The 26511-nt window shown below is 61.7% G+C and carries 32 protein-coding genes; 10 read left to right on the plus strand and 22 right to left on the minus strand.

What is annotated here, in order from left to right; translation table 11 throughout:
* Positions 1 to 33: 33 nt before the first annotated feature.
* The 8 genes from ACVI9W_RS21310 to ACVI9W_RS21345 form a co-directional block, all read right to left on the minus strand.
* On the minus strand, positions 34 to 1122 hold the full coding sequence (locus ACVI9W_RS21310) for a YkvI family membrane protein (protein ID WP_157191939.1): 1089 nt from the start codon (positions 1120 to 1122) through the stop codon (positions 34 to 36).
* 293 nt (positions 1123 to 1415) lie between these two features.
* A complete protein-coding gene (locus ACVI9W_RS21315; RefSeq protein ID WP_461531092.1) occupies positions 1416 to 2783 on the minus strand; it encodes an ATP-binding protein in 1368 nt (455 codons plus the stop codon).
* Positions 2780 to 3442 (minus strand): response regulator, encoded by a 663-nt coding sequence (locus tag ACVI9W_RS21320; protein ID WP_038609348.1) that lies wholly within the window; start codon positions 3440 to 3442, stop codon positions 2780 to 2782. Before ACVI9W_RS21320 ends, ACVI9W_RS21315 begins: the two co-directional genes overlap by 4 nt.
* 11 nt (positions 3443 to 3453) lie before the next feature.
* The gene (locus ACVI9W_RS21325; RefSeq protein ID WP_461531093.1) at positions 3454 to 4101 is read right to left on the minus strand and encodes a tetratricopeptide repeat protein; all 648 of its coding nucleotides are present in this window, start codon (positions 4099 to 4101) and stop codon (positions 3454 to 3456) included.
* Positions 4098 to 4907, minus strand: a complete 810-nt coding sequence (locus ACVI9W_RS21330; protein WP_461531094.1) for an SDR family oxidoreductase — start codon at positions 4905 to 4907, stop codon at positions 4098 to 4100. The genes ACVI9W_RS21325 and ACVI9W_RS21330 overlap by 4 nt, the downstream gene beginning before the upstream one ends.
* Positions 4894 to 5568 carry a TenA family transcriptional regulator gene (locus ACVI9W_RS21335; protein ID WP_461531095.1) on the minus strand — a complete coding sequence of 225 codons (675 nt, stop codon included), beginning with the start codon at positions 5566 to 5568 and terminating at the stop codon, positions 4894 to 4896. Before ACVI9W_RS21335 ends, ACVI9W_RS21330 begins: the two co-directional genes overlap by 14 nt.
* Entirely contained in the window at positions 5565 to 7046 is a 1482-nt protein-coding gene (locus ACVI9W_RS21340; RefSeq protein WP_461531096.1) for an AMP-binding protein, read from the minus strand. The genes ACVI9W_RS21335 and ACVI9W_RS21340 overlap by 4 nt, the downstream gene beginning before the upstream one ends.
* Entirely contained in the window at positions 7036 to 7713 is a 678-nt protein-coding gene (locus tag ACVI9W_RS21345; RefSeq protein WP_157191946.1) for a thermostable hemolysin, read from the minus strand. Before ACVI9W_RS21345 ends, ACVI9W_RS21340 begins: the two co-directional genes overlap by 11 nt.
* A gap of 210 nt (positions 7714 to 7923) precedes the next feature.
* On the opposite strand from ACVI9W_RS21345, the gene ACVI9W_RS21350 reads away from it, so the two are divergent.
* Together ACVI9W_RS21350 and ACVI9W_RS21355 are read left to right on the plus strand one after the other, a co-directional pair.
* A complete protein-coding gene (locus ACVI9W_RS21350) occupies positions 7924 to 8280 on the plus strand; it encodes a VOC family protein (RefSeq protein WP_461531097.1) in 357 nt (118 codons plus the stop codon).
* A gap of 47 nt (positions 8281 to 8327) precedes the next feature.
* The gene (locus tag ACVI9W_RS21355) at positions 8328 to 8738 is read left to right on the plus strand and encodes a hypothetical protein (protein WP_461531098.1); all 411 of its coding nucleotides are present in this window, start codon (positions 8328 to 8330) and stop codon (positions 8736 to 8738) included.
* Between the two features lie 94 nt (positions 8739 to 8832).
* Here ACVI9W_RS21355 and ACVI9W_RS21360 read toward each other — a convergent pair whose 3' ends face one another.
* Complete coding sequence (locus ACVI9W_RS21360) at positions 8833 to 9153, minus strand: DUF6124 family protein (protein WP_461531099.1); 321 nt, start codon at positions 9151 to 9153, stop codon at positions 8833 to 8835.
* Between the two features lie 429 nt (positions 9154 to 9582).
* Between ACVI9W_RS21360 and ACVI9W_RS21365 the strand changes: the two genes are divergently transcribed.
* Both ACVI9W_RS21365 and ACVI9W_RS21370 read left to right on the plus strand, forming a co-directional pair.
* Complete coding sequence (locus ACVI9W_RS21365; RefSeq protein WP_342622622.1) at positions 9583 to 10122, plus strand: hypothetical protein; 540 nt, start codon at positions 9583 to 9585, stop codon at positions 10120 to 10122.
* A gap of 251 nt (positions 10123 to 10373) precedes the next feature.
* Positions 10374 to 12233, plus strand: a complete 1860-nt coding sequence (locus tag ACVI9W_RS21370; protein WP_461531100.1) for an ABC transporter ATP-binding protein — start codon at positions 10374 to 10376, stop codon at positions 12231 to 12233.
* Here ACVI9W_RS21370 and ACVI9W_RS21375 read toward each other — a convergent pair.
* From ACVI9W_RS21375 to ACVI9W_RS21395, 5 genes are all read right to left on the minus strand, one after another.
* Entirely contained in the window at positions 12217 to 12681 is a 465-nt protein-coding gene (locus tag ACVI9W_RS21375; RefSeq protein ID WP_461531101.1) for an NUDIX hydrolase, read from the minus strand. The two genes, ACVI9W_RS21370 and ACVI9W_RS21375, sit on opposite strands and share 17 nt — an antisense overlap.
* 111 nt (positions 12682 to 12792) lie before the next feature.
* Positions 12793 to 13425, minus strand: a complete 633-nt coding sequence (locus tag ACVI9W_RS21380) for a BRCT domain-containing protein (RefSeq protein ID WP_461531102.1) — start codon at positions 13423 to 13425, stop codon at positions 12793 to 12795.
* A gap of 13 nt (positions 13426 to 13438) precedes the next feature.
* On the minus strand, positions 13439 to 13828 hold the full coding sequence (locus ACVI9W_RS21385) for a hypothetical protein (RefSeq protein WP_461531103.1): 390 nt from the start codon (positions 13826 to 13828) through the stop codon (positions 13439 to 13441).
* 202 nt (positions 13829 to 14030) lie between these two features.
* Positions 14031 to 15086: an NAD(P)-dependent alcohol dehydrogenase gene (locus ACVI9W_RS21390; protein WP_461531104.1), complete on the minus strand. Its 1056-nt coding sequence runs from the start codon at positions 15084 to 15086 to the stop codon at positions 14031 to 14033.
* A 480-nt stretch (positions 15087 to 15566) separates the two neighbouring features.
* A complete protein-coding gene (locus ACVI9W_RS21395; protein WP_461531105.1) occupies positions 15567 to 16121 on the minus strand; it encodes a UPF0149 family protein in 555 nt (184 codons plus the stop codon).
* A gap of 172 nt (positions 16122 to 16293) precedes the next feature.
* On the opposite strand from ACVI9W_RS21395, the gene ACVI9W_RS21400 reads away from it, so the two are divergent.
* The 6 genes from ACVI9W_RS21400 to ACVI9W_RS21425 all read left to right on the plus strand — a co-directional run bounded on the left by ACVI9W_RS21400 (position 16294) and on the right by ACVI9W_RS21425 (position 20104).
* Positions 16294 to 16527 carry a Pathogenicity locus gene (locus ACVI9W_RS21400; RefSeq protein WP_038609383.1) on the plus strand — a complete coding sequence of 78 codons (234 nt, stop codon included), beginning with the start codon at positions 16294 to 16296 and terminating at the stop codon, positions 16525 to 16527.
* Between the two features lie 100 nt (positions 16528 to 16627).
* A complete protein-coding gene (locus ACVI9W_RS21405; RefSeq protein ID WP_038609386.1) occupies positions 16628 to 16852 on the plus strand; it encodes an MbtH family protein in 225 nt (74 codons plus the stop codon).
* Positions 16853 to 16862: 10 nt separating this feature from the next.
* A complete protein-coding gene (locus ACVI9W_RS21410; RefSeq protein ID WP_461531106.1) occupies positions 16863 to 17582 on the plus strand; it encodes a thioesterase II family protein in 720 nt (239 codons plus the stop codon).
* Positions 17583 to 17653: 71 nt separating this feature from the next.
* A complete protein-coding gene (locus tag ACVI9W_RS21415; RefSeq protein ID WP_461531107.1) occupies positions 17654 to 18205 on the plus strand; it encodes a hydrolase in 552 nt (183 codons plus the stop codon).
* 77 nt (positions 18206 to 18282) lie between these two features.
* Positions 18283 to 18951 (plus strand): hypothetical protein, encoded by a 669-nt coding sequence (locus tag ACVI9W_RS21420; protein ID WP_461531108.1) that lies wholly within the window; start codon positions 18283 to 18285, stop codon positions 18949 to 18951.
* 73 nt (positions 18952 to 19024) lie between these two features.
* The gene (locus tag ACVI9W_RS21425) at positions 19025 to 20104 is read left to right on the plus strand and encodes a DUF1615 domain-containing protein (protein WP_461531109.1); all 1080 of its coding nucleotides are present in this window, start codon (positions 19025 to 19027) and stop codon (positions 20102 to 20104) included.
* Between the two features lie 104 nt (positions 20105 to 20208).
* On the opposite strand, the gene ACVI9W_RS21430 is transcribed toward ACVI9W_RS21425, so the two are convergent.
* The 8 genes from ACVI9W_RS21430 to ACVI9W_RS21465 are packed head-to-tail and all read right to left on the minus strand — an operon-like array spanning position 20209 to position 26312.
* Entirely contained in the window at positions 20209 to 21120 is a 912-nt protein-coding gene (locus ACVI9W_RS21430) for a metal ABC transporter solute-binding protein, Zn/Mn family (protein WP_461531110.1), read from the minus strand.
* Positions 21117 to 22016: a metal ABC transporter permease gene (locus ACVI9W_RS21435; RefSeq protein WP_191833815.1), complete on the minus strand. Its 900-nt coding sequence runs from the start codon at positions 22014 to 22016 to the stop codon at positions 21117 to 21119. Before ACVI9W_RS21435 ends, ACVI9W_RS21430 begins: the two co-directional genes overlap by 4 nt.
* Entirely contained in the window at positions 22016 to 22765 is a 750-nt protein-coding gene (locus ACVI9W_RS21440; RefSeq protein ID WP_461531111.1) for a metal ABC transporter ATP-binding protein, read from the minus strand. The genes ACVI9W_RS21435 and ACVI9W_RS21440 overlap by 1 nt, the downstream gene beginning before the upstream one ends.
* A complete protein-coding gene (locus tag ACVI9W_RS21445; RefSeq protein WP_461531112.1) occupies positions 22762 to 23682 on the minus strand; it encodes a metal ABC transporter substrate-binding protein in 921 nt (306 codons plus the stop codon). Before ACVI9W_RS21445 ends, ACVI9W_RS21440 begins: the two co-directional genes overlap by 4 nt.
* A 14-nt stretch (positions 23683 to 23696) precedes the next feature.
* The gene (locus ACVI9W_RS21450; protein ID WP_461531113.1) at positions 23697 to 24266 is read right to left on the minus strand and encodes a DUF6162 family protein; all 570 of its coding nucleotides are present in this window, start codon (positions 24264 to 24266) and stop codon (positions 23697 to 23699) included.
* Positions 24263 to 24583, minus strand: coding sequence for a hypothetical protein (locus ACVI9W_RS21455; protein ID WP_422416716.1), 321 nt, complete (start codon positions 24581 to 24583; stop codon positions 24263 to 24265). The genes ACVI9W_RS21450 and ACVI9W_RS21455 overlap by 4 nt, the downstream gene beginning before the upstream one ends.
* Complete coding sequence (locus ACVI9W_RS21460; RefSeq protein WP_461531114.1) at positions 24583 to 25119, minus strand: thiamine pyrophosphate-binding protein; 537 nt, start codon at positions 25117 to 25119, stop codon at positions 24583 to 24585. The genes ACVI9W_RS21455 and ACVI9W_RS21460 overlap by 1 nt, the downstream gene beginning before the upstream one ends.
* The gene (locus ACVI9W_RS21465; protein WP_461531115.1) at positions 25116 to 26312 is read right to left on the minus strand and encodes a PepSY-associated TM helix domain-containing protein; all 1197 of its coding nucleotides are present in this window, start codon (positions 26310 to 26312) and stop codon (positions 25116 to 25118) included. The genes ACVI9W_RS21460 and ACVI9W_RS21465 overlap by 4 nt, the downstream gene beginning before the upstream one ends.
* Positions 26313 to 26511 lie beyond the last annotated feature (199 nt).

The raw sequence follows: 26511 nt of genomic DNA on the forward strand, positions 1-26511 counted from the left end.
CCCCATGGCTTTTTCCAGGGTTGGCGTCATCCGTCAGGAGATGGCGTTCAGTCCGGCCTGTTGTGCCTTGGCCGCGGAGCGGCTGCGCAGCCAGCTGAAAGCAATGGCGAGTATCAGTGCGAAACCGACGTAGCCCAGCAGCGGATAGACGGTGCCGACCAGCTTGCTGAAGCCGCCCAGGCTCAAGACCAGACCTACGCATACAGTCGCTGCGCTGACCAGTTTGAAGCGGCGCGTATCAGGCTTGGCAAAGCGTGCGCTGAAGGCAAAGAACATTCCCACCGCAGTACTGTAAATCATGCAAACCAGTGCGATCGACATCACCACCGACAGGATTGGCGAGATGCGCCCGGAAAGTGCCAGGGCCGGCATTTCGATACCCTGCAGTTGATTGATGTTGGCGAACAGGCCGATGTTCAACAACAGGATCAACGCACCCAGGCCCAGACCGCCGAGTACACCGCCGACTGCTGCAGCCCTGGGCTGTTTGGTCATGCCGCCGATGACTGCCAGCATCGGAAAGCCCACGGCGATATTGAACGATGCGTACAGCAAGGCGCCGACGAACCAGTTGCCGGTGACCGTCTCGTTGTTCTCGCGGGCAGCTGCGTCGAGGGCCTCGACCGAAGCGTTGTAGCTGAAGATCGAGTAAGTGGTGATGAGCAGTACCATGGCCAGCAGGAAAGGCATGACCGCGCTGATCAGGTTGATAATGCGCTTGACGTTCAGGCACAGGGTGGCAATCACCAGCACGGTCATCAGTACACCGCCGAACAGCGGTGGCAGGTTGTACTCCTGGGTGAAGATCGAACCACTGCCCGCCAGCATCACGACGCCGACGCCGTACAGGAAGAACGACAGCACAACATCGACCAGCAGCCCGATTCGGCTACCGAACAATCTGTAGAGAACTTCCTTGTGCGAGTTCGCTTGCATCTGCGAACTCATCCGGGCGATCTGCATGCCGAGGAAGGCAAACAGCACACCGCTCACCAGAGTGCCGACGATGCCTATAAGCCCATAGCCGGTGAAGAACTGCAGTACCTCCTGCCCGGAGGCAAAGCCGCCGCCGATCACCACGGACATGTAAGCAAGCGCAATCTGGATAGATTGTTTATTCATTACACTTAATCTCGTTCTTAGACTTATTAGTTGCATGGAATAGCGCGGTAACTCCTGTCCGCGCCATTCCGCATAGCGACGATCTGCATGGCAGCACAACAAGCACCCTGGCTCGCTGGATCGTGCAGGCATGCCGACGCCAGGCGCAGTATAGGAAGAGTGGGCTAGTTGTTTTGACTGTATAGGCAGTCATATCTGGCGAAAAGTGCTGTAGAAGCTTGATTTGTAATACTGTTTTCGCGAAACGGCAGAAATTTACCGAAAAGTCCTCTACAGTCTGGCCCATTGCAAGCCTAAGTCCGGCGGATTTCCAGCGTAGCCTTCAGCCCGCCTACCGCGCGGTTTTCCAGCCTGACCTGGCCACCGAGTCGCATGGCAATAGTCTGCACGATGGTCAAGCCCAAGCCTGCGCCCTGGTCATTGCCACGGCTGTAGAAACGTTCGAAAAGCCGCTCACGCTCTGCCTCGTCGATGCCCGGTCCGTCATCTTCGACCGACAGTTCGAAATGCTTGTCCCGGCAGGCCAGGCGCACGGTGATCAGGCCCTTGGCCGGTGAAAAGTTCGCCGCATTGGTGAGCAGGTTGTGCAATGCGATAGTGATCGCCGCATTGTCTACCTGCGCCCGATAATCGCCTGGCTCAACGTCGAACTCCAGCTCCAGGCCTTTGTCCAGCAGCCAGGCAGTGAGTTGCGCAAGGCTGTCGCGAACGGTGCTTTGAAGGTCAGTCTGCAACGCTTTGCGGGTGCTGGCCTGGGGCTCCAGGCGGGCCATGGTCAGCAGTTGATTGACCAGCCGGGTGGTGCGGTCCACGCCACTGATCAAGTAGTTCAACGACTCGCGACGCTGCTCCGGTGTCCCGGCTTCCAGCAGGTTCTGTGCGTGTACCCGCAGTACCGCCAGGGGTGTGCGCATTTCATGCGCGGCATCGGCGATGAAGCGGCGCTCACGGCCCAATACATCCTCGATCTGCGCCAGCATCCGGTTGAGTGCCGACTGCATGGGCTCAAGCTCCGTGGGCAGCGGCATCATCTTCAGCGGTTCAAGCGAGCCTGCATGCCGTGCGCGCAAGGTCGCCGCCATGTCCGCCAGCGGCTTGAGCCCCCAGCCAATCGCCAGCCACACCAATGCAACGAGGATCAGGCTGCCGAGCACATTGGGCCAGAGGGTATGGCGCACGATGCGGCCTACCAGGTCCGAGCGGACATCGTCGCGTTCGCCGACCCATATACGCAGGTGGTTTTCCTTGTCTTCGAGCAGAAACCCACGCCAGGTGCGCTGTTTGAGGTCGGTCACATCGCTGAAACCTGCGGTTGTCGGTGCTCGCTCGAAGGCCGGGGCACTGGCGGTCTGTACCAGCACATCGCCTTGCGGGTTCCACACCTGGAAAGCGATCTTGCTTTCATAGGGATGGCCATCGACCCTGGGCATGGCTTCGCCCAGGGCTTTGTTGAAGGCTTGATAAAGCTCGTTATGTTCGCGCGTCGCCACGGGCATGCGCATGACGCCCTGGAGCAGCCGTGCGTTCTGCGCCAGTTGGGCGTCGTAAACCTCGGCGATTTCGTGATTGCTGTCGTGCAGGTTGAGCAGACTGATCACCAGCAGCCCGGACAGCATCAGGCCGATGATCAAGGTCAGGGTGCGCCGCCGGATCGAAGTCATGAGCCCTGTTCTACCCGGTAACCGACACCACGGATCGTGCGGATCAGGTCGGTGGAGAACTTTTTGCGCAAGTGGTGGATGTGGACTTCCAGGGTGTTGCTCTCGGCTTCTTCATTCCAGCCGTACAACAACTGGGTCAGGCGCTCGCGCGTCATCACCCGGCCGGGGGGCGACAGCAGTTCGTGCAGCAGCTGATATTCCTTGGGCGTCAGGGACACGAGCCGACCGTTATAGGTGACCTGCTGGTTGCCGGGGTCCAGCGTGATGCCAGCATGCTGGATCAGTGCGCTGGCGCGTCCGGCGCAACGTCGCAGCAGCGCGCGCAGCCGGGCCTTGAGTTCATTCAGGTCAAAGGGTTTGACCAGGTAGTCGTCTGCACCGGCATCCAGCCCGGCAATGCGGTCTTCGGTTGCATCTCTGGCCGTCAGGATCAACACCGGCAATGCCGAGCCGCTTTGGCGCAGGCGGCGCAGCACTTCCAGCCCGTCCAGGCGCGGCAGGCCAAGGTCGAGCACGGCCAGGTCGAAGGTTTCGCTGAGCAGCGAGTGCAAGGCGCTGCTGCCGTCCTGCAGCCAGTCGACCGTGTAGCCCTCGCGGCCCAAGGCCTGATGAATGCCCTCACCGAGGGCGACGTCGTCTTCGATCAGTAATAGCCGCACCGGAACTCCTGTCAGTCAACTTTCTTGTGGATGTCGACCAGCAACGCTTTGATTTCGTCACGACGACCTGCGTCCGCGCTTTCCCGACCCGGTCGTGGTGCTGCTTGCAGGGCCTTCTGCAAGGCTGTCCGGGCTTCGCCGTATTTCTTCTGACGGTAGAGGTGATCGCCCCAGAAGTACAGGCTGTCGATGCCGTCGGGGTTGACCTGCAACGCCTGCTGGAGCAACTGCTCAGCCTTGTCGGCATCGCCGAAACCGATCGGCCAGCCCGGTACCCGGTCATACAGCGCTGCCAGGCTGGTGTAGGCCGAGCCTTGCAATGCCTTGGGGTCCAGGCTCAAGGCTTTCTCAAGGTCGGCTTTGGCTGCCTTGACCTTGCTCAACGCGCCCAGCCCGCCCTGGGCGCCGGCCCAGCTGCTGGTGACGATGCCCGACCAGATCCACGCTTCCGCCGCTGCCGGCTGATCATGGGTAAGCGCCGCCGTCCGGCTGGCGAGCTGTTCGAACGCCGCGGGGCGTTGTGCGGCTGGTAACTGATACTGAATGGTTGCCCAGCGCTGCTGGATCTCGGCAAGGCGTTGCTGATCGCCGGCATCCAGCGCCGCCCAGGCGCCCTGGCTGAGCAGACCGATGAGCATGCAGATGGCTGGTTTGTTCATGGCTTGAGGTCTTCCTTCGTGGGTTTCTGGCTCAGACGACGGATCAGTGGCAAGTGCTTGCGCAAGCCACGGTCGACAAGATTGGGGAGCAGAGTATTCAGGCGTACGAAGAAGCGCTCCGGCCAGCCCAGGTACAGGTCGCGATGATCATTGGTGATGGCGCGCAGCACTGCCGCCGCCACTTGCTGTGGCTCGTCGACCCCGGACTTGAGTGCGTCGTTGAGCGCCTGTGCCGCCACGCTGTTCATGCTCGTGCGGGTCGCACGAGGGGCTACGTACAGCACATTGACGCTGGTGTCGGCCAGTTCACGGCGCAACGCTTCGGAGAATCCGCGCAAGGCGAATTTGCTGGCACTGTAAGTGGCATAGCCAGGATAGGCGATTGAGCCATAGGTCGAGCCCACATTCACCACCATGGCACTTTTGGCCTTGCGCAGTAATGGCAGCAGGCTTTTTGTCAGGCACAGTGGGGCGCCGACATTGACTGCCAGCATGGCGTTGATCTCGCTGTCGTCCAGCTGTTCGATCATCGCAAAACGGTTGATGCCCGCTGCGTTGATCAGCAGGTTGATGCCACCGATGGCCTGGGCAGCCAGCAGGACCTTGCTCCGGTCGCTGGCGGTGGTCAGGTCTGCAGCGATCCAGGAAATGCTCTCTGGGTAGCTCAACAACAGCGATTCCAGCATGTCCCGGTGGCGGGACACGGCAATCACTCGCGCCCCCTCGGCACACAGACCCTGGGCGATTGCCAGGCCGATACCACCGCTGGCACCGGTCAACACCACACGAGCATCAGACAGGCGCATGCGTCTGCTCCCCGTCCCGTGGCAAACCACGGAACATATCGGTGTACAGCCGGTACACCACCCGTGAGGCATGGATTACAGCGGCCTGGTCGTGCGGGTCGTCGAGCTGGTCCATCAAACGGCGGTAGGTCTGCATGTGCCCGATATCCAGCGCACCGTGGGAGTTGAGGTAGCTGAAGGCAGTGTCCGGCAGTTTCAGACCGGCCTGAATGCTGCCGGCAGCATGCGTCGCCAGGGCAATACTGGTGCCCTCCAGAACATTGACCATACCGAACAGGCCGACCGGGTTGTCGCGAGCGATCAGGTCGTAGAGGAAGCTGACCATCAGCTCGATCGGCACTGCCGGGCGACCGTTGCGCACGGCCTCCTTATCGCCACCACAGGCCTCGATGTCGTCGAGTACCCAGGCCTCGTGCCCGTACTCGTCCTCGATATAGTCGCAGACGGCCTGGCGCAGCCATTCCAGGCGCGACGGCAAACGTGCACCACAGGCCATCATCAGCGGTACGGTATGGCGCACGTGATAGTAAGCCTGGGTCAAAAATTCCCGGTAGCTGTCCAGGCTGACTTTGCCTTCAAGGGCATCGCGGATGATCGGCAGGCTGAACAAGGCCTGGCGTTCATCGGCGGTCGAGTGTTGCAAGGTGTCGAAAAAGCTCATCGTGCGGTGTCCTCGGAGAATTCGCCTGCGCTCAGGAGCATGCGGTAGCGTTCGGCGATGGCATCCCGGCGCGGGCGGCCATTGACGGTCAGCAGGCCATTGTCGGGCGTGAAGGGTTGCTCGAGTCGGGTCCAGCGATGGGCCCGGGCGTAGTCGGGTAGCGACTGGTTGGCTTGCGCCACGGCGGCCGCCAGTTGCTCATCGGTGCAGTCAGAACGCTGCGGCCAGAGCAGCGCATGGTTACAGGGCATGGCTTCGCCGTAGACGAAGGCCTGTGCGATCACGCCGCGTTGGGTGAGTTCGGCCTCGACCCATTCCGGGTTCACGTTGCGACCGAAGCTGGTGACGAACTGGTGCTTCTTGCGCCCCTTGAGGTACAGGTAGCCGTCGGCATCGAATTCCCCGAGGTCGCCGCTGGCCCACCATTCGCAGGTCTGCGCAGGCTCGCCCAGATAGCCGAGCAGGGTCGGGCCCTTGACCAGCACTTCGCCATCTTCGGCCAGGCGTACCTGCAGGTGGGGCAGCGGCCGCCCGACACTGCCGGGACGGCAAGCCTGGGGTTGGTTCAGGCACACCACCGAAGCACATTCCGATAACCCGTAGCCTTCGTAAACCGGCATGCCAACCTGCTGGGCACGGGCGAGCAGTGCTGTGCTGACCCGGGCGCCGCCCACCGCGGCAAAGCGCAAGGCGCGCGGATTGAAGGCGTGTTGTTCGGCGGCGCTGACCAGCAGCAACAGCAACTGCGGCACCAGAATCACACTGTGCGGCGCACGTTCGGCCAGAAAACCCAGCAACCGCGGTGTATCGATGCCCGTGGCACCCTGGATACCCAGGGTCTGCGGGCCAGGCAGGCTCAGGGTTGCGCCCGCCAGTAGCGCGGCATAGCAGCCCAGGTTTTCCAGCAGTATCGCCAGCGGCAGTAGCGCCAGGTGATGCTGCGGATCTTTGGCTTTGCTGGCCTGGTGCAACGCGCGGGCGACACTCAGGATGCTCGCGACACTCAGGCACACACCCTTGGGCGTGCCGGTGGTGCCGGAAGTGAAGGTCAGTTTGGCCGTACCTTCGGGCATGCAGGTGTCGGCCAGCTCATGGCGATACCAGACATCGCCCCGCTGCAGATACCCGGCTGCCTGTAGCTCCGGTGCCATTGCCGGTTCGGCGATCACCAGGCTGGCGCCGCTGCGTTCAAGGCAGTGCTTGCGCTGCGATGGGCTGAAAAAAGCGGGCAACGTTACGCAGGTCAGCCCTTCGATCAACAGCGCCAGATCCCAGAGCAGCGCGTCCACACCGTTGTCCAGCGCCAGGGCGACCACCTTCGCCTGTTCATCGCGTAACCGTTGTTGCCGAGCCGCTACCCCGGTGCAGAGGGTGGCGTAGTCGACCTTCAGGTTGTCGCCCCACAAGGCAATGGCGTGCGGCGTACGTTCGGCGTGCTGGTGTAGTGTTTGCTGGAAATACCTCAACTCAGGCGACATCGCTGGCCTCCGCTGTGCAGGTCGGCAGGCCGAGGCGATTCAACAGGCCGGCATTTCGCAAGTGGATGAAGCCGGCGCGGATGTTGCCGGCATGCACCTTTGGCTGACTCTGGTAATAACTGCCCCAGTCGTGCCGATCTTCACCGAGCCGTAGCGGGTCCGCTGCGCAGAGGGTCTGCGGTTTCAGCCCCAGGCGATGGAAGCTGTTCACCAGACCGATGCTGCCGGTGAACGCGACCCACTCCAGCCCGCCCATGGCCAGCAGGTAGGTGATGGCAATGATGCTAAGGCGTGCGCTGCCGGTATCGGCAGCTGCGAGGTTGCCGACTTCGACGATTGCCGTGCGCGCCACCGGTTCGCCGCTTGCACCGCTGAGCAGCGGCTCGATCGGTTCATCCAGGTAACGTTCGAGAAACAACGGCCCGGCGCTGGCCAGGCGCACGCCGGCCACCGCGCAGAGCGTCCCGCGGGCATCGCTGACCCCGAACAGTTCGGGCATGAATTGCTGGATACGCGCGCCATGGGCCTTGCGAAAACGCTCCTGGATGAACGCTTCGTAGGTGTTGCGCTGGTGTTCGCCGGGTATGGCTCTGGCCAGGGTCAGGGGAGCGTCCGGCGTTGCACCGAAGCGCAAGGGCAGAGGAATGTTCCAGTCGAAATCGGGCATGACGTGATGCCTCCCAGGAAAGGTCTTGGGAGGAGTATTTGCGGCAATCCTTAACGAAGTCTGAAGATACCGAAAGTGTCGCTGATTGAAGTCAGGGGGCTGTCGCTGCTTGCCTGGTTATTCGTCGATTTCACTCCGTGGGTTGTAGTCACCGCCAGCCATGGGGTATGAACACATGGCAGCCAAACACCAATCAGCAAGGAGCCAGGCATGAGTGTTCGAGGGAATGATCGTCAGATTGACAACATTGAGTTCAACGTCAGCGACATCGCTCGCAGCAAAGCCTTCTATGGCGCTGCGTTCGGCTGGACATTCGTCGATTACGCCCCGAGCTATACCGAGTTCAGTGATGGTCGGCTTACCGGTGGTTTCACCACCGGCGAGGCCGTTCGGCCGGGTGGGCCATTGATCATCCTGTATGCGGATGATCTTGAGGCAGTGCAGCAGCGTCTTGAAGGCCTTGGCGCTGTGATCAGCCGCGACACCTTTGCATTTCCCGGAGGGCGTAGGTTTCATTTCATTGACCCGGACGGCTATGAGCTGGCGGTCTGGACCGCGCAGCAGTAGGCTTCGGCGCCTGATTTTATGGAAACAGCTCAATCGGGAGGCGCCGAGTGGCCGAACAAATCCTGAAGACCAAGCTGGTCAATTTTCTTGTGGCTGACGCCAGGATCAATCACAGGAGCGTCAGCGCCTTTGGCAATGCGAGTTCATTGTCCGCCTTGATGGAGGTCTTCAAGCAGGTATCCGGAGGGCTGTGGGTCGGCGGCAAACTGGTGGTTACCCAAAGCGTAATTCGCCTGAGCGCCAACGCCATGAATCGCTTTGTTCAGCACGGCACGCTGGATATTGAAGTGCCATTGGCATTGATTCGAAAGGTCAGCGTCGAACATGGCTACATCACTAACATCGTGTGTGTGGAGACCGATGCGGGTAGCGTCAAATTTCGGTGTTTCGGGGCGAAGGCCATCGCCAGGGAGATTGAGAGGTTGAGCGTTTCGCAGACTTGGGTGGAGGCTCTGTAGGCGGGCTTTTTGACTCATTGGCAGCAGTGATAATGATTGTCGGTGGTGGGCCGCATCTGCGGCCTCAGTGCGATGCTACTTAAGACCAGATTGGTTATTTCGGTACCCGACGTTCCGCCATCTCTTCCTCGATACCATCGAGCAACGCATCGACCAACCCTTTGGCCATCTCGATGGAATGCAGCGTCGACCAGATCAACCCGCGGGTGTTCGGGTCGACCTTGTCACAGGCCTGCATCCCCGTGTCATTGGCGCATCGCAAGTACATCGACGCATGTACCAAAGCGTCATGTGCTTCGATACCGGCGCGCACGGTGAACAAGGGTGGATGACCTGCGGCACAGGTACCGAAAGGGGTACTGGCAGTGTGTGGGAGAGCGCCGGCTGGCGGTGGATCAGGAACGATCTTGGACATGCTGCAACTCCTATATCAGCCAGGAAACTGCCAGCATCCGCTTGCACACGAATGGGTGGCAGCTGTGCGCAGGTGTGCAAGACCGAGGATATAGGACCCGGCAGACCCGAAGGTCTCCCACGCACAGCCACCATAAAACGATTCCTCAGGCGTAAAGACGCGCCGGGAAGGTCTCAAGGTACTGATTGCTCCATATCTGTCGGGCTTGCACACCCGATCGCTGAATTGGCAGCGACCGGGGGAGAGTAGCGTGCTGGGTGGGGGAGGGCAAGGGGGAGTTAAGCGGGCATAGTATTGCCAGCATCCGAACCAAAACTGCCTTTTAGGAAAGGCAGCTAACGGCCAAAAGCGGACGTTCCTTCTCAACGGCTTTCAAGATCCAACCTGAGGCATAATCTGATCGTAAACGGGCCAGAAAATAGCAATCATATGGACATGCACACCTCATGCGGGCTGATCGAAATAGTTGACGAGCCTACTTACTCGTTTAATTCCACTGACAACGCACAGCCCTATGCTCTCGAGATCCTCCTTACGGACAAGTCGATCACGTCTATCCATGGTGTGAAATTAAATGGAGTCAGCATCCTGGTAATTGGTGCTGGGGGAGGATGCACCGCAATCCATAAGCATTCGGTACTCGTGCTCGACGACAAGCTCTATTTGGCCGTCGGCGACCACATCGCCTGTTTGTCGCTAGAGCTTCCCTATCAGCTTCTCTGGTCCGTTCAGGTCGACAGCGCAACGTGCTTTGGCATCCACTATGAAAACCAACAAGGTGCTCTCCTTTCACACGGCGAACTGGAGATTACTCGCCTGTCCATGGATGGCGTCATAATCTGGCAAGTCTCTGGCGCAGACATATTCTCTGAAAATTTTTGCTTAACCGCGGATTACATCGAGGCCGTTGATTTCAACATGTCTATCTATCGGTTTGATTACGTGACGGGTGAACTACTTCATGATTAGCAGCCTCTTCGGCCGTCCGCTTAGGGTCGGTTGCTGCCCTTCGCGACAGGCAGCAATCGGCCATAGCCCTTCCCGACAACGGCCCTTTTTAGCCCTGCCAATCGTGTCCCTGGCAAGGTATGAGAGCCCCGCATCCGGCAACCCAACACTCAGAGCCCGCAGTTAACAGCGCCATACCTCACCTTCGCAAATCCCTCAAAGCAACAGTTCGATGGCAGAATCTGCTGAATTTGATCGTTTTGGAGACCACCATGCTTGGTGCATTTGAGCGGAAGCTCGACCCCTTTCCTCCTGACGAGGTACCGCCACCACCCGAGGGTCTGGCTCGGTTCCTGTGGGCCTGCACACGCGGCGCCCGCGGCTATATTCTTGTGTTTGCGCTGCTCAGTGCCAGCGTGTCGATCTACGAAGCCTGGCTGTTTTCTTTCCTCGGTCAGGTCGTGGATCTGCTCGCCACCTGGCAGGCAGGGGGGGAGGCGGCGGCGCAGGAAAGCCGGGTGTTGTGGGGCATGGGGATCGTCATGGTGTGTAGCATCGGGCTGGTAGCCTTGCGCACCATGGTGCAGCACCAGATATTGGCGATTAACCTGCCATTGCGACTGCGTTGGGACTTCCACCGTTTGATGCTGCGGCAAAGCCTTTCGTTCTTTTCCGATGAGTTTTCCGGCCGGGTCACCACCAAGGTCATGCAGACGGCGTTGGCCGTGCGCGACCTGCTGTTCACCCTGATTGAGATCGCCCCCGGGATTGGGGTGTATTTCATTGCGATCATCGCCCTGGCAGGCGGTTTCGCGCTGAAACTGATGCTGCCTTTCGTTGCCTGGGTGGTGTTGTTCGGCCTGGCCATGTTGTACTTCGTGCCGCGTCTGGGGAAGGTCGGGCAGGAACAGGCCAATGCGCGGTCGATGATGACCGGACGTATCTCTGATGCCTACACCAACATCACCACAGTAAAGCTGTTCTCCCACTCCAATCGTGAAGCGCACTTCGCACGTGCCGCGATGGAGGACTTCAAGCAAACCGGCTTTCGCCAGATGCGCCTGGTCAGCCAGTTCGAGATCGTCAACCAGGCATTGGTGGTGGCGTTGATCATGGCGGCCGGTGGCTATGCTCTGTGGCTTTGGCACCAGGGTGAAGTCGGCGCCGGTGCCGTGGCGGCAATCACTGCCATGGCGTTGCGTATCAATGGCATGTCGCACTGGATCATGTGGCAAATGACGTCGCTGTTCGAGAGCATCGGCACCGTGCAGGATGGCATGGCAACCCTTACCCGCGGCCCCAAGGTGAAGGATGCGCCGGATGCGGGTGTGCTGGTGACCACCGGCGGGGCAGTAACCTTCGACAATGTCAGCTTCAATTACAGTGGCGAGCGCCAGGTGCTCGATGGCCTGAGCCTGCACATTCGCCCGGGTGAAAAAATCGGCCTGGTAGGCCGCTCCGGCGCGGGCAAATCCACGCTGATCAACTTGCTGCTGCGCTTCTATGACGTCGACAGCGGTCAGATTCGCATTGACGGACAAGACATTGCACAGGTGACGCAAGACAGCCTGCGCAGCGCCATCGGCATGGTCACCCAGGATACGTCACTGTTGCACCGTTCCATTCGTGACAACATCGCCTACGGCCGACCCGATGCGAGCGACGCACAAGTCCGTAGCGCCGCAGCCAGTGCCCAGGCCGATGAATTCATCAGCCAACTGAGCGACCGGCAAGGCCATACCGGTTACGACACCCTGGTGGGCGAGCGCGGCATCAAGCTTTCGGGCGGCCAGCGCCAGCGCGTCGCGATTGCCCGAGTGATGCTCAAGAACGCCCCGATCCTGCTGCTTGACGAGGCTACCAGCGCGCTGGATTCCGAAGTAGAAGTGGCCATTCAGGAAAGCCTCGATGAAATGATGGAAGGCAAAACCGTGATCGCCATCGCCCATCGGCTGTCCACGATTGCGGCCATGGATCGGCTTATTGTCATGGATGAAGGACGCATTATCGAACAAGGTACCCACACCGAGTTGCTCGCAAAGAACGGCATCTATGCGCAACTGTGGCACCACCAGAGTGGCGGGTTTCTGGGTGAGGATCGGGGGGTGGCCGAGGTTATGGATCAGGGGTGAGGGTGAACGGCCCGGGGATCTGCGGGCGGCTGCTTTGGGGCTCCACCAACGTGTCAGTCAGGTGCATCAATGCCCGGCAAAAGACCGGATGACAAAGGGCAAATGGCAAGTCATCAAGTGGAGCCCAGAAAAATTTGAAAGTGTGGCCGTGGTCGTCGAGGGTGTTGTGAGTCCATTGATCTGGCAGCACCACCTGCGGCTCACACAGTTGAAACGACCATATCTGATCCAGATGCCCGGCATCCCAGCAGCCCAAATCGCTGACAACCGTGGCCGAGTCGATCCCGGATTCTTCTTTCAATTCGCGAAGCGCGGCCTGGGCAGGTGATTCACCGGTCTCGATGGTGCCTTTGACCAGTTGCACTCCAGCCAGTGGATGCTGGAACAATAGAATGCAAGGGTCAGGCGAACGGCGGAGGATGACGGGGCAGGCCTTGTTGGGTGACATGACGATCTCCTTATCGACAAGCTGGCAATCATACCTCTTGGGCGAGCGTTTCCGCGTATATGTGACCACTTGGGCTCGTGTTAGTCCCGTGAGTGGGGCTGGCACTCTACCTCATCCAAACACCGCCCTCTGCCAGTGCTCCTCACTAACAATTGCAATCCCCCCACCAGCCTCCCTGATTTCCACCGCCTTCTTGATCTTCGTCCCATAACTACTGTGCAACCACTGCTCATTGCCGACACTACCCACCACCAGATAGTGCACCTTCTTGCTCACTGAACCGCCAATCAATCCACCTCGCTCAAGCACCAGCGCTTCGCACTCTTTGCGTGGTCCAAAGGCCATGGCTCCGGTAAACAGATATACCCGTTCCGACCAATCCAATACGGGGGCGGGATTGTTCAGAGGCAGGGTGGTTGGCGCAGCAAAGGGCCTGACGCTGCTGTTGGGGACGCCAGTGAACTGTTGGAGTACATCCAGTAGTTCCGTCGACTCGTCGGCATCCAGAACCCCGTCGCTGAGCATGTCGGCCAGGCGTCGGTAGAGCAGGTTGATGACCGGATCATCGAGGTGGGCCAGGTGCTGTTCAATCCAGCTTTTGAGGAACTCGGCTTCCTGCTGATTGATGCTGCTATCTGCCGTCAGACCTGCAGCGATGCCGAGCAACGCATCGGCAGAACGCCGGTCGATCCGGGCCTGATGATAGAAACGGCTGTTCTGGAATTCCTCATGCAAATCGACCATGACGCAACGCTCCTCAATCTTCGATTTCAACCTGCGGGTTGTAGTACTTGCTCTGATCCGGGGTAAAGGTCACCACCATGCCGGTGCGGCTGCAACTGAGGGTCAGTTCCGCGTTGGTGTCGATCTGCAGGTCTTCGCCGCGCAGGCCTTGCCATTGGGCGAGGTATTTGAGCGAGCCGAATTTCTCGCGTTTCTTCAGGGTGCGTTCCACGCCGCCTTTCCAGCCCAGTACCGGCAGTTCTCCGGCGAGGCAGCGACGGGCGATGTCGGGGTGTTTGAGGGCGCGTTCGCGACCGATTTCCCAGCAGCGAATCAGGCCGTTGTCCGGGCCTTGCCAGGTGTCGATCCAGGTGAGGGCAGGGCGCAGTGCGAGGTGGATCGGGCGGTGGACAATGCTGCTCATTCAGCCTCCCTGGCTGGTTGTTTTTGTTGGGGTAAGGCAGTTTCGAGAGTGCGATGCTACTAATTGGCCATTATTGGTGTCCAGCATTGAAAAATGAAGATGTTGAGCGGCGGTGCAGGCTGTTTTTTTGGGAGCCGGGCTGCGACCGCGTTGCGGTCGATCGCCGGCTTCGCCAACTCCTACACAGGTATTGCGCTGCCTGTCAGGTCTTCGGGGTGTCCAGGCTGGCCATGTCGATCACGAAGCGGTAGCGCACGTCCGAGCGCTCCATGCGTTCGAAGGCGTGGTTGATCTGTTCCATGCGGATCATTTCGCAGTCCGGGAGGATGTTTTTGCGCGCGCAGAAGTCGAGCATTTCCTGGGTCTGGGCGATGCCACCAATCGGCGAGCCGGCCAGGCGACGACGGCCGAGGATGAAGGGCAGGGTGAGCTGCTCGTCGATGGGGCCGACCTGGCCGACGATCACCAGAGTGGCGTCGATGTCGAGTAGTGCCATGTAGGGTGAGACGTCGTGGCGCACGGGGATGGTGTCGATGATCAGATCGAAACTGGAGCGCGCAGCGGCCATGGCCTTGGCGTCGGTCGATACCAGCAGCTTGTCGGCACCCAGCTCCAGGGCATCGGCAAGTTTGTCTGCAGTGCGGCTTAGCACGGTGACAACAGCCCCCATCCCGGCAGCCAGTTTCACCGCCATATGGCCCAGGCCGCCCAGGCCGATGACCGCCACCCGGCTGCCCGGCCCGACATTCCAGGTGCGCAACGGCGAGTAGGTGGTAATGCCGGCGCACAGCAGCGGCGCGGCTTTGGCCAGGTCCAGGCCATCGGGCACGCGCAGGACGAATTCCTCACGCACCACAATGTGCTTGGAGTAGCCGCCGTAGGTCGGTTCTTTGGTGATGCGGTCGAGGCCGTTGTAGGTCTGGGTATTGATTTCCCGGCACAGCTGCTCTTCGCCTTTGCGGCACTGGTCGCACTGCTGGCAGGAGTCGATCATGCAACCTACGGCTACGGCGTCACCGACCTTATAGCGGGTCACCGCGCTACCGACTTCGGTCACCCGACCGATGATTTCGTGTCCGGGCACAATCGGATAGCGGCTGATGCCCCAGTCGTCACGGGCCTGATGTAGGTCCGAGTGACAGACGCCGCAGTAGAGAATCTGCATGGCCACATCGTTGGGGCGCAGGTTGCGGCGTTCGAAGGTGAAGGGCGCGAGCGGTGCGCTGGGCGTTTGGGCAGCGTAGCCGATGGTGTACATGAGTCACCTCTCTACAAGTCGTGTGTTGGCTGAAGAAAAAAGTGTCAGCCAATGACTATAGACACTGAAGAGGGGGCAGCGCATAAAGCAAGAGCGAAGCGAATGTGCTTTTGATCTTGATCTGCTTTTGACTTTGATCCACCGGCCCCGTTAACCAGTAGGGCTGAGTGGAGGTGTCGTGGAGGGGCTCGCGCGCAGCGCCTTCGGCGTAGCCGAAGTTGCGAAGCGTAGAGTTGCTTGCAACTCGTAGCTCGCAATGCCCCGTAGCGGCACCGGAGCGAAGGGACCCGAAGCGTAGCGTAGGGCCCCTGGTGGGGCGAGCCCTTTGTGTTCCTTTGGGCTGGGCCGGCACACCGGCGTTTGCCAAAGGGACCCGCCGTAAGGGCGGAAAGGTGATTGAGCGCCACCTTCGCCAATGGATATGCCCACAAATCAGAGGCCGCATCGCGGGGCAAGCCCGCTCCCACCGAGGCAGGTATATCAGCGCTGACCTACCCAATAATCATGCAACGCCCGCGCAGCCGGCTCGATCGCCGCCACCCGCTGACGATGCAGCACCACATCCAGATCCACCGGCAACTCATAGTTATCCTGCTCGGCACAATCAGTGATCACCTGCAACCGACCCGCCAGCCCCTCGGGCAGCTCCGGCCAGTTACCGACAGCAACCCCACGCACATACCCAAAGCACCATTCCTCCGCCAGCGTCAGCGGCTGACCGCGATGCTCCGTCTGTTCAAAGCGCGCCTTGAACGCCTGTGGCTCGCTAGCCAGCTGGCTCGCCAGTGTATTGAGATGACGCACACAGAGGTCGATAAAACGCCGGCACTCTTCAGGCTTTTGCCATTCCGGCGTCTTTCCGCCCCAGATCGCCGGGAACCACTCGGCAATGTCCACCTGCACCGGGCTCGACACCAGCGCAGTGAAGTAGCCATCCAGCTCGGACGGGTTGAGCACCGAGTGGTCGTCGCCGTACTTGAGCAGAATGTCTTCGATGAACTCGAACTCGCTGGGGTTGAGAGGTTGGGCTTGCATGAAAAGGATCCTTTGCGAGGTGAGCGTGAAAAAAAGCGGGGAGGATGGCCCTTTGCGACGAATTTTTCCAGTCTGGACAACACTATAAGTCGTACCCAAGCCCTCTGGCACTGGCCTTTGGCCGGTAACTGTGGCCTGCTGGGCACTCTTTTGACAGTACAAGGACGTCATCATGTCATTCCCTGCGAACGAGCGCGCAGCCCTGCTGGCGGTCAAGGGCGTAGGCCCCACCGTGGTCGAACGCCTCGAACAACTGGGCTATCACTCCCTGGCCCAGCTGAGCCAGGCCGATGCCCTGGAGATCGTCACCCAGGCGGCGTCGCTGGTGGGCTCCAGTTGCTGGAAAAACAGCCCGCAAGCGCGCGCGGCGATTCAGGCCGCCATCGCCCGGGCGCGGCTCGGTTGAGTCCGCTCACCACACTAAATTCCAGCACAGGCTTTTCGTTCTCTTGGTAGCCACCGTACGCCAGCTGTGCGGCGGGCCCATTCAATCCAGGAGACAGGCAATGACATCCGTATTCGACCGCGACGACATCGTGTTCCAGGTAGTGGTCAACCACGAAGAGCAGTATTCCATCTGGCCCGACTACAAGGCCGTGCCCGCCGGCTGGCGTACCGTTGGCAAGAGCGGCCTGAAAAAGGAATGCCTGGCCTACATCGATGAAGTCTGGACTGACATGCGCCCGCTGAGCCTGCGCCAAAAGATGGCCGAAACCGCAGCGTCGCACTGAGGGCCGGCTTGTGTCGTCACTGACCCTGTTGTGCCTGCCGTATTCCGGAGCCAGCGCCATGGTCTACAGCCGCTGGCGGCGCAAGTTGCCGGCCTGGCTGAACCTGCGCCCGGTGGAGTTGCCCGGGCGCGGGGCGCGCATGGGCGAGCCGCTGCAAACCGATATGCAGGCTCTGGCACGGCAGCTGGCCAGTGAGCAGCGCCTGGCCGCCAGTCAGCCCTATGCCTTGCTCGGTCACAGTCTGGGGGCATTGCTCGCCTTCGAGCTGGCCCACGAGTTGCGGGCCCTCGGCTGCCCGTCGCCGGTCGCGCTGTTTGCCTGCGGCACGGCCGCACCGACCCGGCGTGAAGATTACGACGGCGGAAACTGGCGCGAGCCGAAAAGCGATGAGGTACTGATCGACGAGCTGCGCAAACTGCAGGGCACGCCGGAAGAAGTGCTGGCCAACCAGGAGCTGATGAGCCTGACCTTGCCGGTGCTGCGCGCCGACTTTCTCCTGTGTGGCCGTTACAGCTACCGTCAGCGCCCGGCGCTGTATTGCCCGCTGCATGTGCTCGGCGGTGAAGAGGACCGCGCCACTGAAGAACAGCTGCTGGCCTGGCGTCGCGAAACTTTGGGTGATTTTTCCCTGGAGACCTTCCCCGGCGGCCACTTCTTCATTCATGAGCATGAAGACCGGGTACTGGCTGTGCTCGGCGCCGCGCTGGAGCCTCATCGCTTGTCGGCCTGACACTGAAGCATTGACGCAACAGCCAGCGCTGGGCGAGCCTTGGAGGTTCAACCACGACGCAGGTGCAAGGAATGTTGATCAAGCCGAACCAGGCCAGCTTGCTGGTCATCGACGTGCAGGAAAAACTCATTGGTGCCGTCAGCGACCCGGCCGGTACCCTGGCGCGCACGCGCTGGCTGATGGCCGCCACTGCCGAGCTGGGGCTGCCGACGGTGATTTCCGAGCAGTACCCCAAGGGCCTCGGGCCGACCGTCGCGGCCCTCAAGCAGGCGTCGCCGGGGGCCCAGGTGGTAGAGAAACTGCACTTTTCCTGCGTTGCCGCTCAATGCCTGCCGGCATCCTTGCTGGAGCGCGAGCAGGTGATTGTCTGCGGCATGGAAACCCATATCTGCGTGCTGCAAACCGTGCTCGGCCTGCGCGCGCTGGGCAAGCAGGTGTTCGTGGTCGAAGACGCCTGTGACTGCCGTGGCGCCCACAACCAGGCGGCGGGCATTGCCCGTATGCGGGATGCCGGAGCGCAGATCGTCACCCGCGAGATGGTGCTGTTCGAGCTGATGGAAAGCTCGGGCCACGAACAGTTCCGCCACATCAGCAAGACCTACATGGTCGGCGAGCAGCCCTGAAGCATGCACGGGCAGGTGGCTCGGGGTCGGCAAGTGCATTAGAGTGCGCGGCAAATTCATAACGACAGGATGTTCCCATGAAAGCCCGCGCCTTGCTGCCCCTCGTCTCCACTCTGGTGGTTGCCGCCATGCCTGTGGTTGCCCAGGCCCAGGCCAGCGTAGCTCAGGTGTTCAACGGTGAAATGCTCGGTACCAACCTCAAGTACTTCGAATCGCTTGCCGGTGTTGCCCGCAGCAGCCTCGGTGACAAGCACACCTACAAGGTGCAGGGCTGCGAGATCACTGCCGACGCTACTGGTGGCACCATCAATGACCTGCGCCTGACCCTGTCGCCGACCTGCAAGGCGGATCTGCGTTCCTTCATCGGCGACTTCGCGCCGCCCGCCAACCAGCCGCTGACCTTCGCTGCGCTGCACCAGTCCACCGGCGGCCCGCTGGAGTTCTACGCCGATTGCCTGGAGATGTGCGGTAACGCCTACGACCCTTCGGTGTATGCACTGTGGGAAGGTCCGCGGGCGATCGGTTTTACCCAGGTGCTGGTCGAAGCCATGCTCACCGATGACGCGGCCATCGACGCCGCGGGCAAGTGGAGCACGGAGATGAAAAAGCACAAGGGCGAGGATTTCGTCATCGACAACAAGTACAACTGCGAGCGCAGCTTCGATCCGATTGCGCTGCAGAGCTTCAAACCGGTGGCGATCACTGCCGTGACCATCGGTACCCAGCTGAGCAAGCCAGGTTGCTGAGCAGCAGCCTGATTGCAGTCAGGCATGGCCCTCGCTACTGTGCTGGTGTTACCGCAAGAGGCGAGGGTGCTGCATGCAAGTTCGGGGTTTAGTTCTGGCCTTTGCCGTGTTGTTGACGGTGCAGGGTTGCGTTACTCAGCGCGAAGAGCCTGAGGCAGAGCCTGCCAAGGTGCGGGCGCAGATTGTGCGCTTGCTGCCTGCCGCAACCAAGGACCGTGAAGGCTGGGCGCGCGACATCCAGACCGCCTTCGCCACGCAGAAAATCAGCCCCAGCCGCTCCAACCTGTGTGCGGTGCTGGCGGTGACCGAGCAGGAGTCGACCTTCCAGTCCGACCCGCAGGTGCCGGGCCTGGGGCGTATCGCCCGCCAGGAAATCGACCGCCGCGCCGCCCGCCTGCATATCCCGCAAATGCTGGTTAACGCTGCATTGCAGACCCGCTCACCCAACGGCAAGAGCTACAGCGAACGGCTCGACGCCGTGCGCAGCGAAAAGCAGCTCAGTGCGATTTTCGATGACCTTATCGGCAGTGTGCCTCTGGGTCGCACGTTGTTGGGCGACCTGAACCCGGTGCGTACCGGTGGGCCGATGCAGGTCAGCATTGATTTCGCCGAGCGCAATGCCCGCGACTATCCCTACAGCCATACCGGGACGATCCGCCAGGAAGTCTTCAGCCGCCGTGGCGGTATGTATTTCGGCATCGCCCACCTGCTTGGCTACCCCAGCCACTATGAGCGCCAGGTGTACCGTTTTGCCGACTTCAACGCCGGTTGGTATGCCAGTCGCAATGCGGCGTTCCAGAGCGCCTTGAGTCGTGCCAGTGGAGTGAAGCTGGCGCTGGATGGCGACCTGATCGCGCCGGGAGCGATCCTGCCGGGTACCACCGAGAAGGCCGCGCGGCGTTTGGGCGAGCAGCTTGGCTTGCGTAACCCGAGCATTCGCGATCAGTTGGAGAAGGGCGACAGCCTGGCGTTTGAACAGACCCGGTTGTATAGCGGGGTCTATGCCCTGGCGGAAGGTAAATCCGGTAAACCGTTGCCGCGGGCGCAGTTGCCGGGGATTGAACTGAAGAGCCCGAAGATCACCCGCAAACTGACCACGGCCTGGTTTGCCAACCGGGTGGATGAGCGCTATCAGCGGTGCATGAAGCGCTGAGTTTAATGAGAAACAGAGGGCTTGCTTGCGGTGGGAGCGGGCTTGCCCCGCGATAGCGATTTTTCAGTCACATCGCATCGCGGGGCAAGCCCGCTCCCACCGGGTCAGCCGGTGATCAAGGCATTCACGACTTGCTCGACACTGGCCTTCAACCCCACCAGCGTATCTTGCGGGTCAGTATCCACCACCACCAGCTTGGCACCTGAAGTGGCAATCACCTCCGCCACTTCCTTGCTTGGCTGCTTGTGATGCAACACCAGCGCCACATCCTGACCCTTGAGCTCATCGCCCAGGCGCTTGAGAGCCGCCGCATCCCACTGGTCGTCCGCCACCTGCGGGTGGTCGATCAGGTCCAGGTTCAGGCCGCTGATCAGGTAATCCAGGCGGTCCGAGAGATTGACCACGCTAAGGTTGTCCGCTTCAGCCAGCCGCGCTTCGCTCCCCGCGCTGAGTTCCAGCAACTGACGCTTGAGGCTGGCCAGGTTGGCCTGGATCTTCGGCTGCTCGCTCGGGCTCAGGCGGCCCAGGTCGTTGGCCAGCACATCGGCCATGCGCCCGAAGTTGCTGGGGTTGAGCCACGGGTAGGCGGCAAAGGCATTGCTGCCTTGCACGGCGATCCCCGGCAGCGCGCCATCCACCGGGCGGGCGGCGTCGATTTCGACGATGCGGATGTTGCTGCGCCGCGCCACCGGATACAGCGGGTCGTCGCTCCAGATCGAACGCAGGGCGATCACCGCATCGGCCTGGCTCGCTGCTTTCTGCAAGCTCGCGCCACCGCGGCCACTGAAGTAGGACGGCTGGCGCGACGCCGGAATGTTCGCCGGCGCGGCGCGCTGCAGCTTGACCGCGGTGCCGTCGAGCAGGGCGCTGGCCAGGGCGTGGGTGAGCGGCAGCGAGGCGAGCACGGTGATGTCTGCTGCTTGCTGGGCCGCCGCCGGAGCGTTCTGCGCCAGGCTCAAGGTGGGCAGGCCGGCCAGGGCCAGCGCCAGGCACAGGTGCTTGAGATCGAAGGTCATGCCGGATTTCCTTGCAGGCGTGGGACAAGGCCGCGGGCCAGGGCGGCGAGGGCGAAGCAGCAGCCGGCGACGAGGATGATCGCCGCACCGGAAGGCACCGGCAGGTCGAAGACGATCGGCAGCAGGATGCCGACCAGGGTGCTCAGGGTGGCGATCAGCACCGAGGCCCAGAAGAAGCCCTTGAGCGACTGGCTGATCAGACGTGCGGCAGCGGCCGGAATCACCAGCAGGGCACCCACCAGGATCGCGCCGATAACCTTCACTGCAGCCACCGTGACCAGCGTCACCAGCACCACGAACAGATAGTCCAGGCTCTTTACCGCCACACCACGCACCGCCGCCAGCTGCGGGTTGAAACTGGCGAGCATGATGCGGTTGTACAGCGGCAGGGCCAGCGCCAGTACCAGCGTACCGACGATGCCGAGCACCAGCAGGTCCTGGCCGCTGACGGTGAGCACCGAACCGAACAGGACGTTTTCGAGGATGTGCACGTTGATCTTGCCGGCCAGCATCAGCAGCAGGCTCGCACCCAGGGCCAGGGACACCGAGAGGAACACGCCGATCAAGGTGTCTGGCGACAACCCGGTGCGGTTGCGCAAAAAGTTCAGCAGGATACCGAACAGCAGGCAGTAGCCGAACAGGCTGCCATACGGGCCGGTGTAGGGTTCACCGAGGAGGATGCCGATGGCCACCCCGGTCAGCGCTGCGTGGCCGACCGCTTCGGAGAAAAAGGCAAAGCGCTTGACCACCACCAGGGTGCCGAGCCCGCCGAGTACCGGGCCGATCATCAGGCCGGCGAGCAGGGCGTTGACCACAAAGCCATAGGCCAGGGCCTCAGGCAGATAACCGGAACTGGCCCAACCCTGGATCAGCAGGCGAAATTCTTCGTAGTTCATCAGGCGACGCTCTCGCTGCGCGGGTGGATGGAGAACAGGCTGAGCAGGCGATCCGGCGTCAGGGCCTGTTTCGGCGGGGCGTCGAACAGCACCCGGCGGCTGAGCCCGGTGACTTTGTCGGCCAGGCGCGCCACCGCTTGCAGGTCGTGCTCGATCCACAGCACCGTGGTGCCAGCGGCGCGCCAGTCCAGTAGCAGGTGTTCGAACACCTGGATGCCGGCTTCGTCCAGCGCCGACATCGGCTCATCCAGCACCAGCAGTTGCGGGGCCGGAATCAGGCCCTGGGCCAGCAGCACGCGCTGACGTTCACCACCGGAGAGGGCGCCCATGCGTCGCTTGCGCTTGTCGAGCATGCCGACCCGCTCCAGCGCCGCGTCGATAGCCGGGGCAACCTTGCGCGACAATCCAAGAAAAGCCGGGCGGCGCTGACACATGGCCGCCATGAAATCGTCGACGGTCATCGGCAGGCCACGGTCGAACTCCAGCGCCTGCGGCACATAGCCGATCACCTGCGCATCCGTCGGCCAGCTCAGGGTCAGCTGGCCCTGGTGCGGCATCTGCCCGAGCAGGGTCTTGATCAGCGAACTCTTGCCGCCGCCGTTGGGCCCGACCAGAGCGTGAACGCTACCGGCGGCGACCTTGAAGCTGACCTGGTCGAGAATCCGCGTGCGCCCCAGGGTCAGGTCGATGGCGGCGAACTCGATGTCCGGCCCGCACGGCTGGGCGATGACGGTTTCGGCGACGGTCATGCCTGCGACTCCTTGATCGCCCGCACCACGGTGTCGAGGTTGCGCTTCATCTCCACTTCGTACTTCTCCTTGCTGTAGTCGCCGTAGGAGATGTGCGTCAGCGGGTAGATCTTCACCCCGGACTCGCGCTGGATGGTTTCGACATAGGCCGAGGGGAAATCCATCTCCGAGAAGATCACTTTCACATCCAGGGCCTTGAGCTGGTCGATGGTTTTCTTCAACTGGCTCGGACTCGGCTCGATGCCGTGGGCCGGTTCCACCACGGCGGTGACTTCCAGGCCGAATTCACGCACCAGGTAGTCGTAGGCGGCGTGGATGGTGGCAACGCGGAACTCCGCGCCCGGTGCTTCAGTGACCTGGGCCAGGGCGTCGGCGCGCAGTTTGCGCAGGCGTTTGGCATAGGCGCGGGCGTTCTGGCTGTAGTACTTGGCGTTGTCCGGATCGAGCTTGCCCAGCTCGCGGGCGATGTTGTTGACCTGGGCGATGCTGGCGCTGATCGACAGGAAGGTGTGCGGGTTGACCACCTTGCCGGCACCGCGCGCAGCGACACCGGTGGCGGCCAGCAGCGGGACGTTGGTGTTGGATTCGATCACGGTGATCTGCGGCTTTTCGCTGGCGGCGATCATGCGGTCGGCAAAGTCATCGTGGCCGATGCCGTTGAGCACCACCACATCGAGGCTGCCGATGCGCTTGATGTCTTCGGCCCGTGGCTCGTAGGCGTGAGGGTTGAAACCGGCCGGAATCAGCGGCACCACTTCGGCTTTGTCGCCAACGATGTTGGTCACGTAGCTGTAGTACGGGTGCAGGGTGATGCCGATACGCAGCGGTTTGCCATCGACGGCGGCCTGAGCCAGGCCGGGCAGAGCCACAGCAATGAGCACGGTCAGAAGACGACGGGCGAGGGCGGAGCGAAGCATGGGGCGTCCTTGTGTCAGTGGCGATGCTGGCGGGTGACGCCAGCGTCGTAGTGGGCGGCGATCTGCTGCCAGCCGGCGGCGATCAGAGCGGCGGGGGTCAGCTCGGCAGGAACGCTGGCGTCAGCCTTGCGCTGCAGCCAGACATCGGCGGCGCCGTCGTGCTGTGCAGGCACCAGCATGAGGAAACTGCCGGCCACGCTTGGTGACTGGCTCAGGCCGAGGTAGGCCTGCTCGCCGAGCAGTTGCCATTGATGCTCGCCGCGGCTGGCGCTGCTGGCATCCTTGATGAACGGCGGGAAGCCTTCTTCGACCAACACTGCAACCTCGACCAGGGCCGGATCTTCTTCGCGGCGCAGCTGGATTTCCTCGAAGGCCACCCGCAGGTCGGCATACACCCCTTGCTCGGCGGCGCTGAGGTCGCGGCGGGCGTCGAGTTGATGGGCCTCGATGCTGACTTCGTCATGGCGCTCGCCGCGCAGGGCAACAATGCCCGCGGCCACGGCGAGGATCAGCAGGCTGACCAGCAACACATACAGGGTTTCATGTCCGGCGCCGGCCGGGCGCACCACCTGGACCCGGCTCATTGCTCGATATCTGCGTAGTCGATTTCCACCACGTGGCCGGGGCCGGCGTCGAACAGCACATAGAACTCGCCTGCGGGGCGCTTGAAGGTCAGCTTGGAGTTTTCCCCGAGCTTGCCGGGCACGAGGATTTCTTCGTTGTAGCCGATCACGTCGAGGGTCACCCCCGGCGCGCCGCTGCCATCGGAAAAGCCGCCGGTGCATTCGATCTGCTCGCCGTCGATCGGCTTGCATTCGCACATCGGGTTATGGGCCTGGGCCGGGCTGGCGGCGCCGAGCAACAGCAGGGGCAGGAGCAGCTTGCGGACGGTGGACTTCATCATTTGCCTCCTTGTTTGTTCAGCCAGGCGACGGTGGCCGGCGATGCCTTGGCCAGCGGTACGGAGGCCTGGTGCATGCTGCCGTCCCAGCCTTCGAGGGTGATCCAGATTTCAGCGTCCGGACGGGTTTTGAGCGGGATCGGCAGGCTGGTCGCCATGCGGTATGGCGGGCCGAAGAAAATCGTGCCGGCAGCACGCAGGCTGCGCGGTTTGCCGATACGCAGATAAACGGCCTTGATCGATTCGGTGCAGGTTCTGCAGAGGCTGGCGTTGAAGGTCTTGAAGTGGCCAGCCGGGCCGTCGGCCAGCGGTGCCTGGTCGCGCAGCTCGGCCAGTTGCAAGCTCCAGGGGCCGACCTGGATTTCGCCCAGCTCCCGCTCACCCAGACCGTTGTCACCACGGAACAGCGCCGTTTCGGCAAAGTATTTGGGCATGAAGCCCAGCGGGATCAGCACCAGCAGGATGTTCAGATGAAAGCGCCATTTATGCCAGAAACGGCTCAGCGGGCTTTGCGGCGCAACTGTTGCCTTGCTCATAGGCTGGCCTCCGTAGCGGTATCGGCGCAGGTCCTGTTGCTCTTGCGCGAAGTGCGTTCAGTGCGTTTCAGCGCCGCGGCGGTGGCCTGGGCGGTGCGTTTGGTCCAGATCAGCAGGCCGCTGAGGACCATCATCGACAGCACCAGGCCGAAGAAGGCCCAGATCAGTTTGATGGTCAGGCCGCCAAAGTCGCCGGTGTGCAGCGGGCGCATGGATTCGGTGACGAACTCCAGGGGCGAACGGTCGCTGACCAGGAACTGTGCCTCGATCCTGCTGTTGTAGGGGTTGACGTTGGCGGTCTGGAACATCAACGGATACCAACCGCGCCCGCCCAGGTAGACGTGGGCGTAGGCGTTGCCGGGCAGCGATACGAAACTCACGTCGAGGCCGGGAATTTGCGCCTTGGCGATGCGCGTGGCTTCATCCAGATTGATGCGTGGCGCAGGCTCGCCGGACTGAGTCAGCGGCACATCCTCGCGGGCGATTACTGGCACCACAGGCTCGGTGGAGACGGTGATGTGGTTGTCGGCGAGGATCGCCTGGATCAGGAACCAGGTGCCGGTGATGGAGATGACCGCGATGAACCAGATCGACCAGATTCCGCTCAGGCGGTGAAAGTCGCCCCAGAAGATCCGCGCGCCATGGTTGAAGCGCAGCGTCGGCTTGAAGAACCCTTTCCAGAACCGCTTATAGACCACCAGCCCTGTGACCAGCGAGGCCAGCATCGGCAGGCCGAGCAGCGACACCAGGTACCAGCCCCAGCTGTAGCCGTTGGTGAAGGGCACCAGCCACCAGCCGTGCAAGGCACGGGTAAAGTCCTCAAAGCTGAAAGACGGGCTCTTGCCCTGGATCGCCCCGGTGTAGGGATTGACGTAAAGCATCGGGGCGCTGCCGTCGGCATAGGTCACGGCCGCGTGCAGGGCGAAGTGCGAGCCGTCCGGCTGGCTGAGAAAGCGCACGGCCATGTCCGGCTCGGCCTTGTTCAGGGCGTCGAGCACCTGCTGGTAGCTGAGCCGCTCGGCATCATCGCTGGGTTTGCTGGCGCGCACATCCGGGTTGGCCAGCCAGACGATCTCCTGGCTGACCACGGCCAGGGTGCCGGTAACGCAAACGATCAGGACGAAGAACCAGATCGGCAGGGCGAGCCAACTGTGGACCAGAAACCAGAGTTTTGAGCGTGACTTTTTCGACATGAGCCTGTCTTTTGTAGGTGAACGGTCGGCAGCCGCACTCGTCAGTTGGCTACTCGTCTCTATAAAGGACGGATGAGAGGGGCAAAACCCGTCTGTTTTTTTCTAGATAATGTTTCTGATTATTACTTGCGATCCCTTTCTCTGGCTGCAGGCCGCTAATTTTCCCAATGTTTCGTCCGTTTCCCATGGATAGCTGAGC

It is taken from the genome of Pseudomonas sp. 210_17 TE3656 (assembly GCF_054821965.1).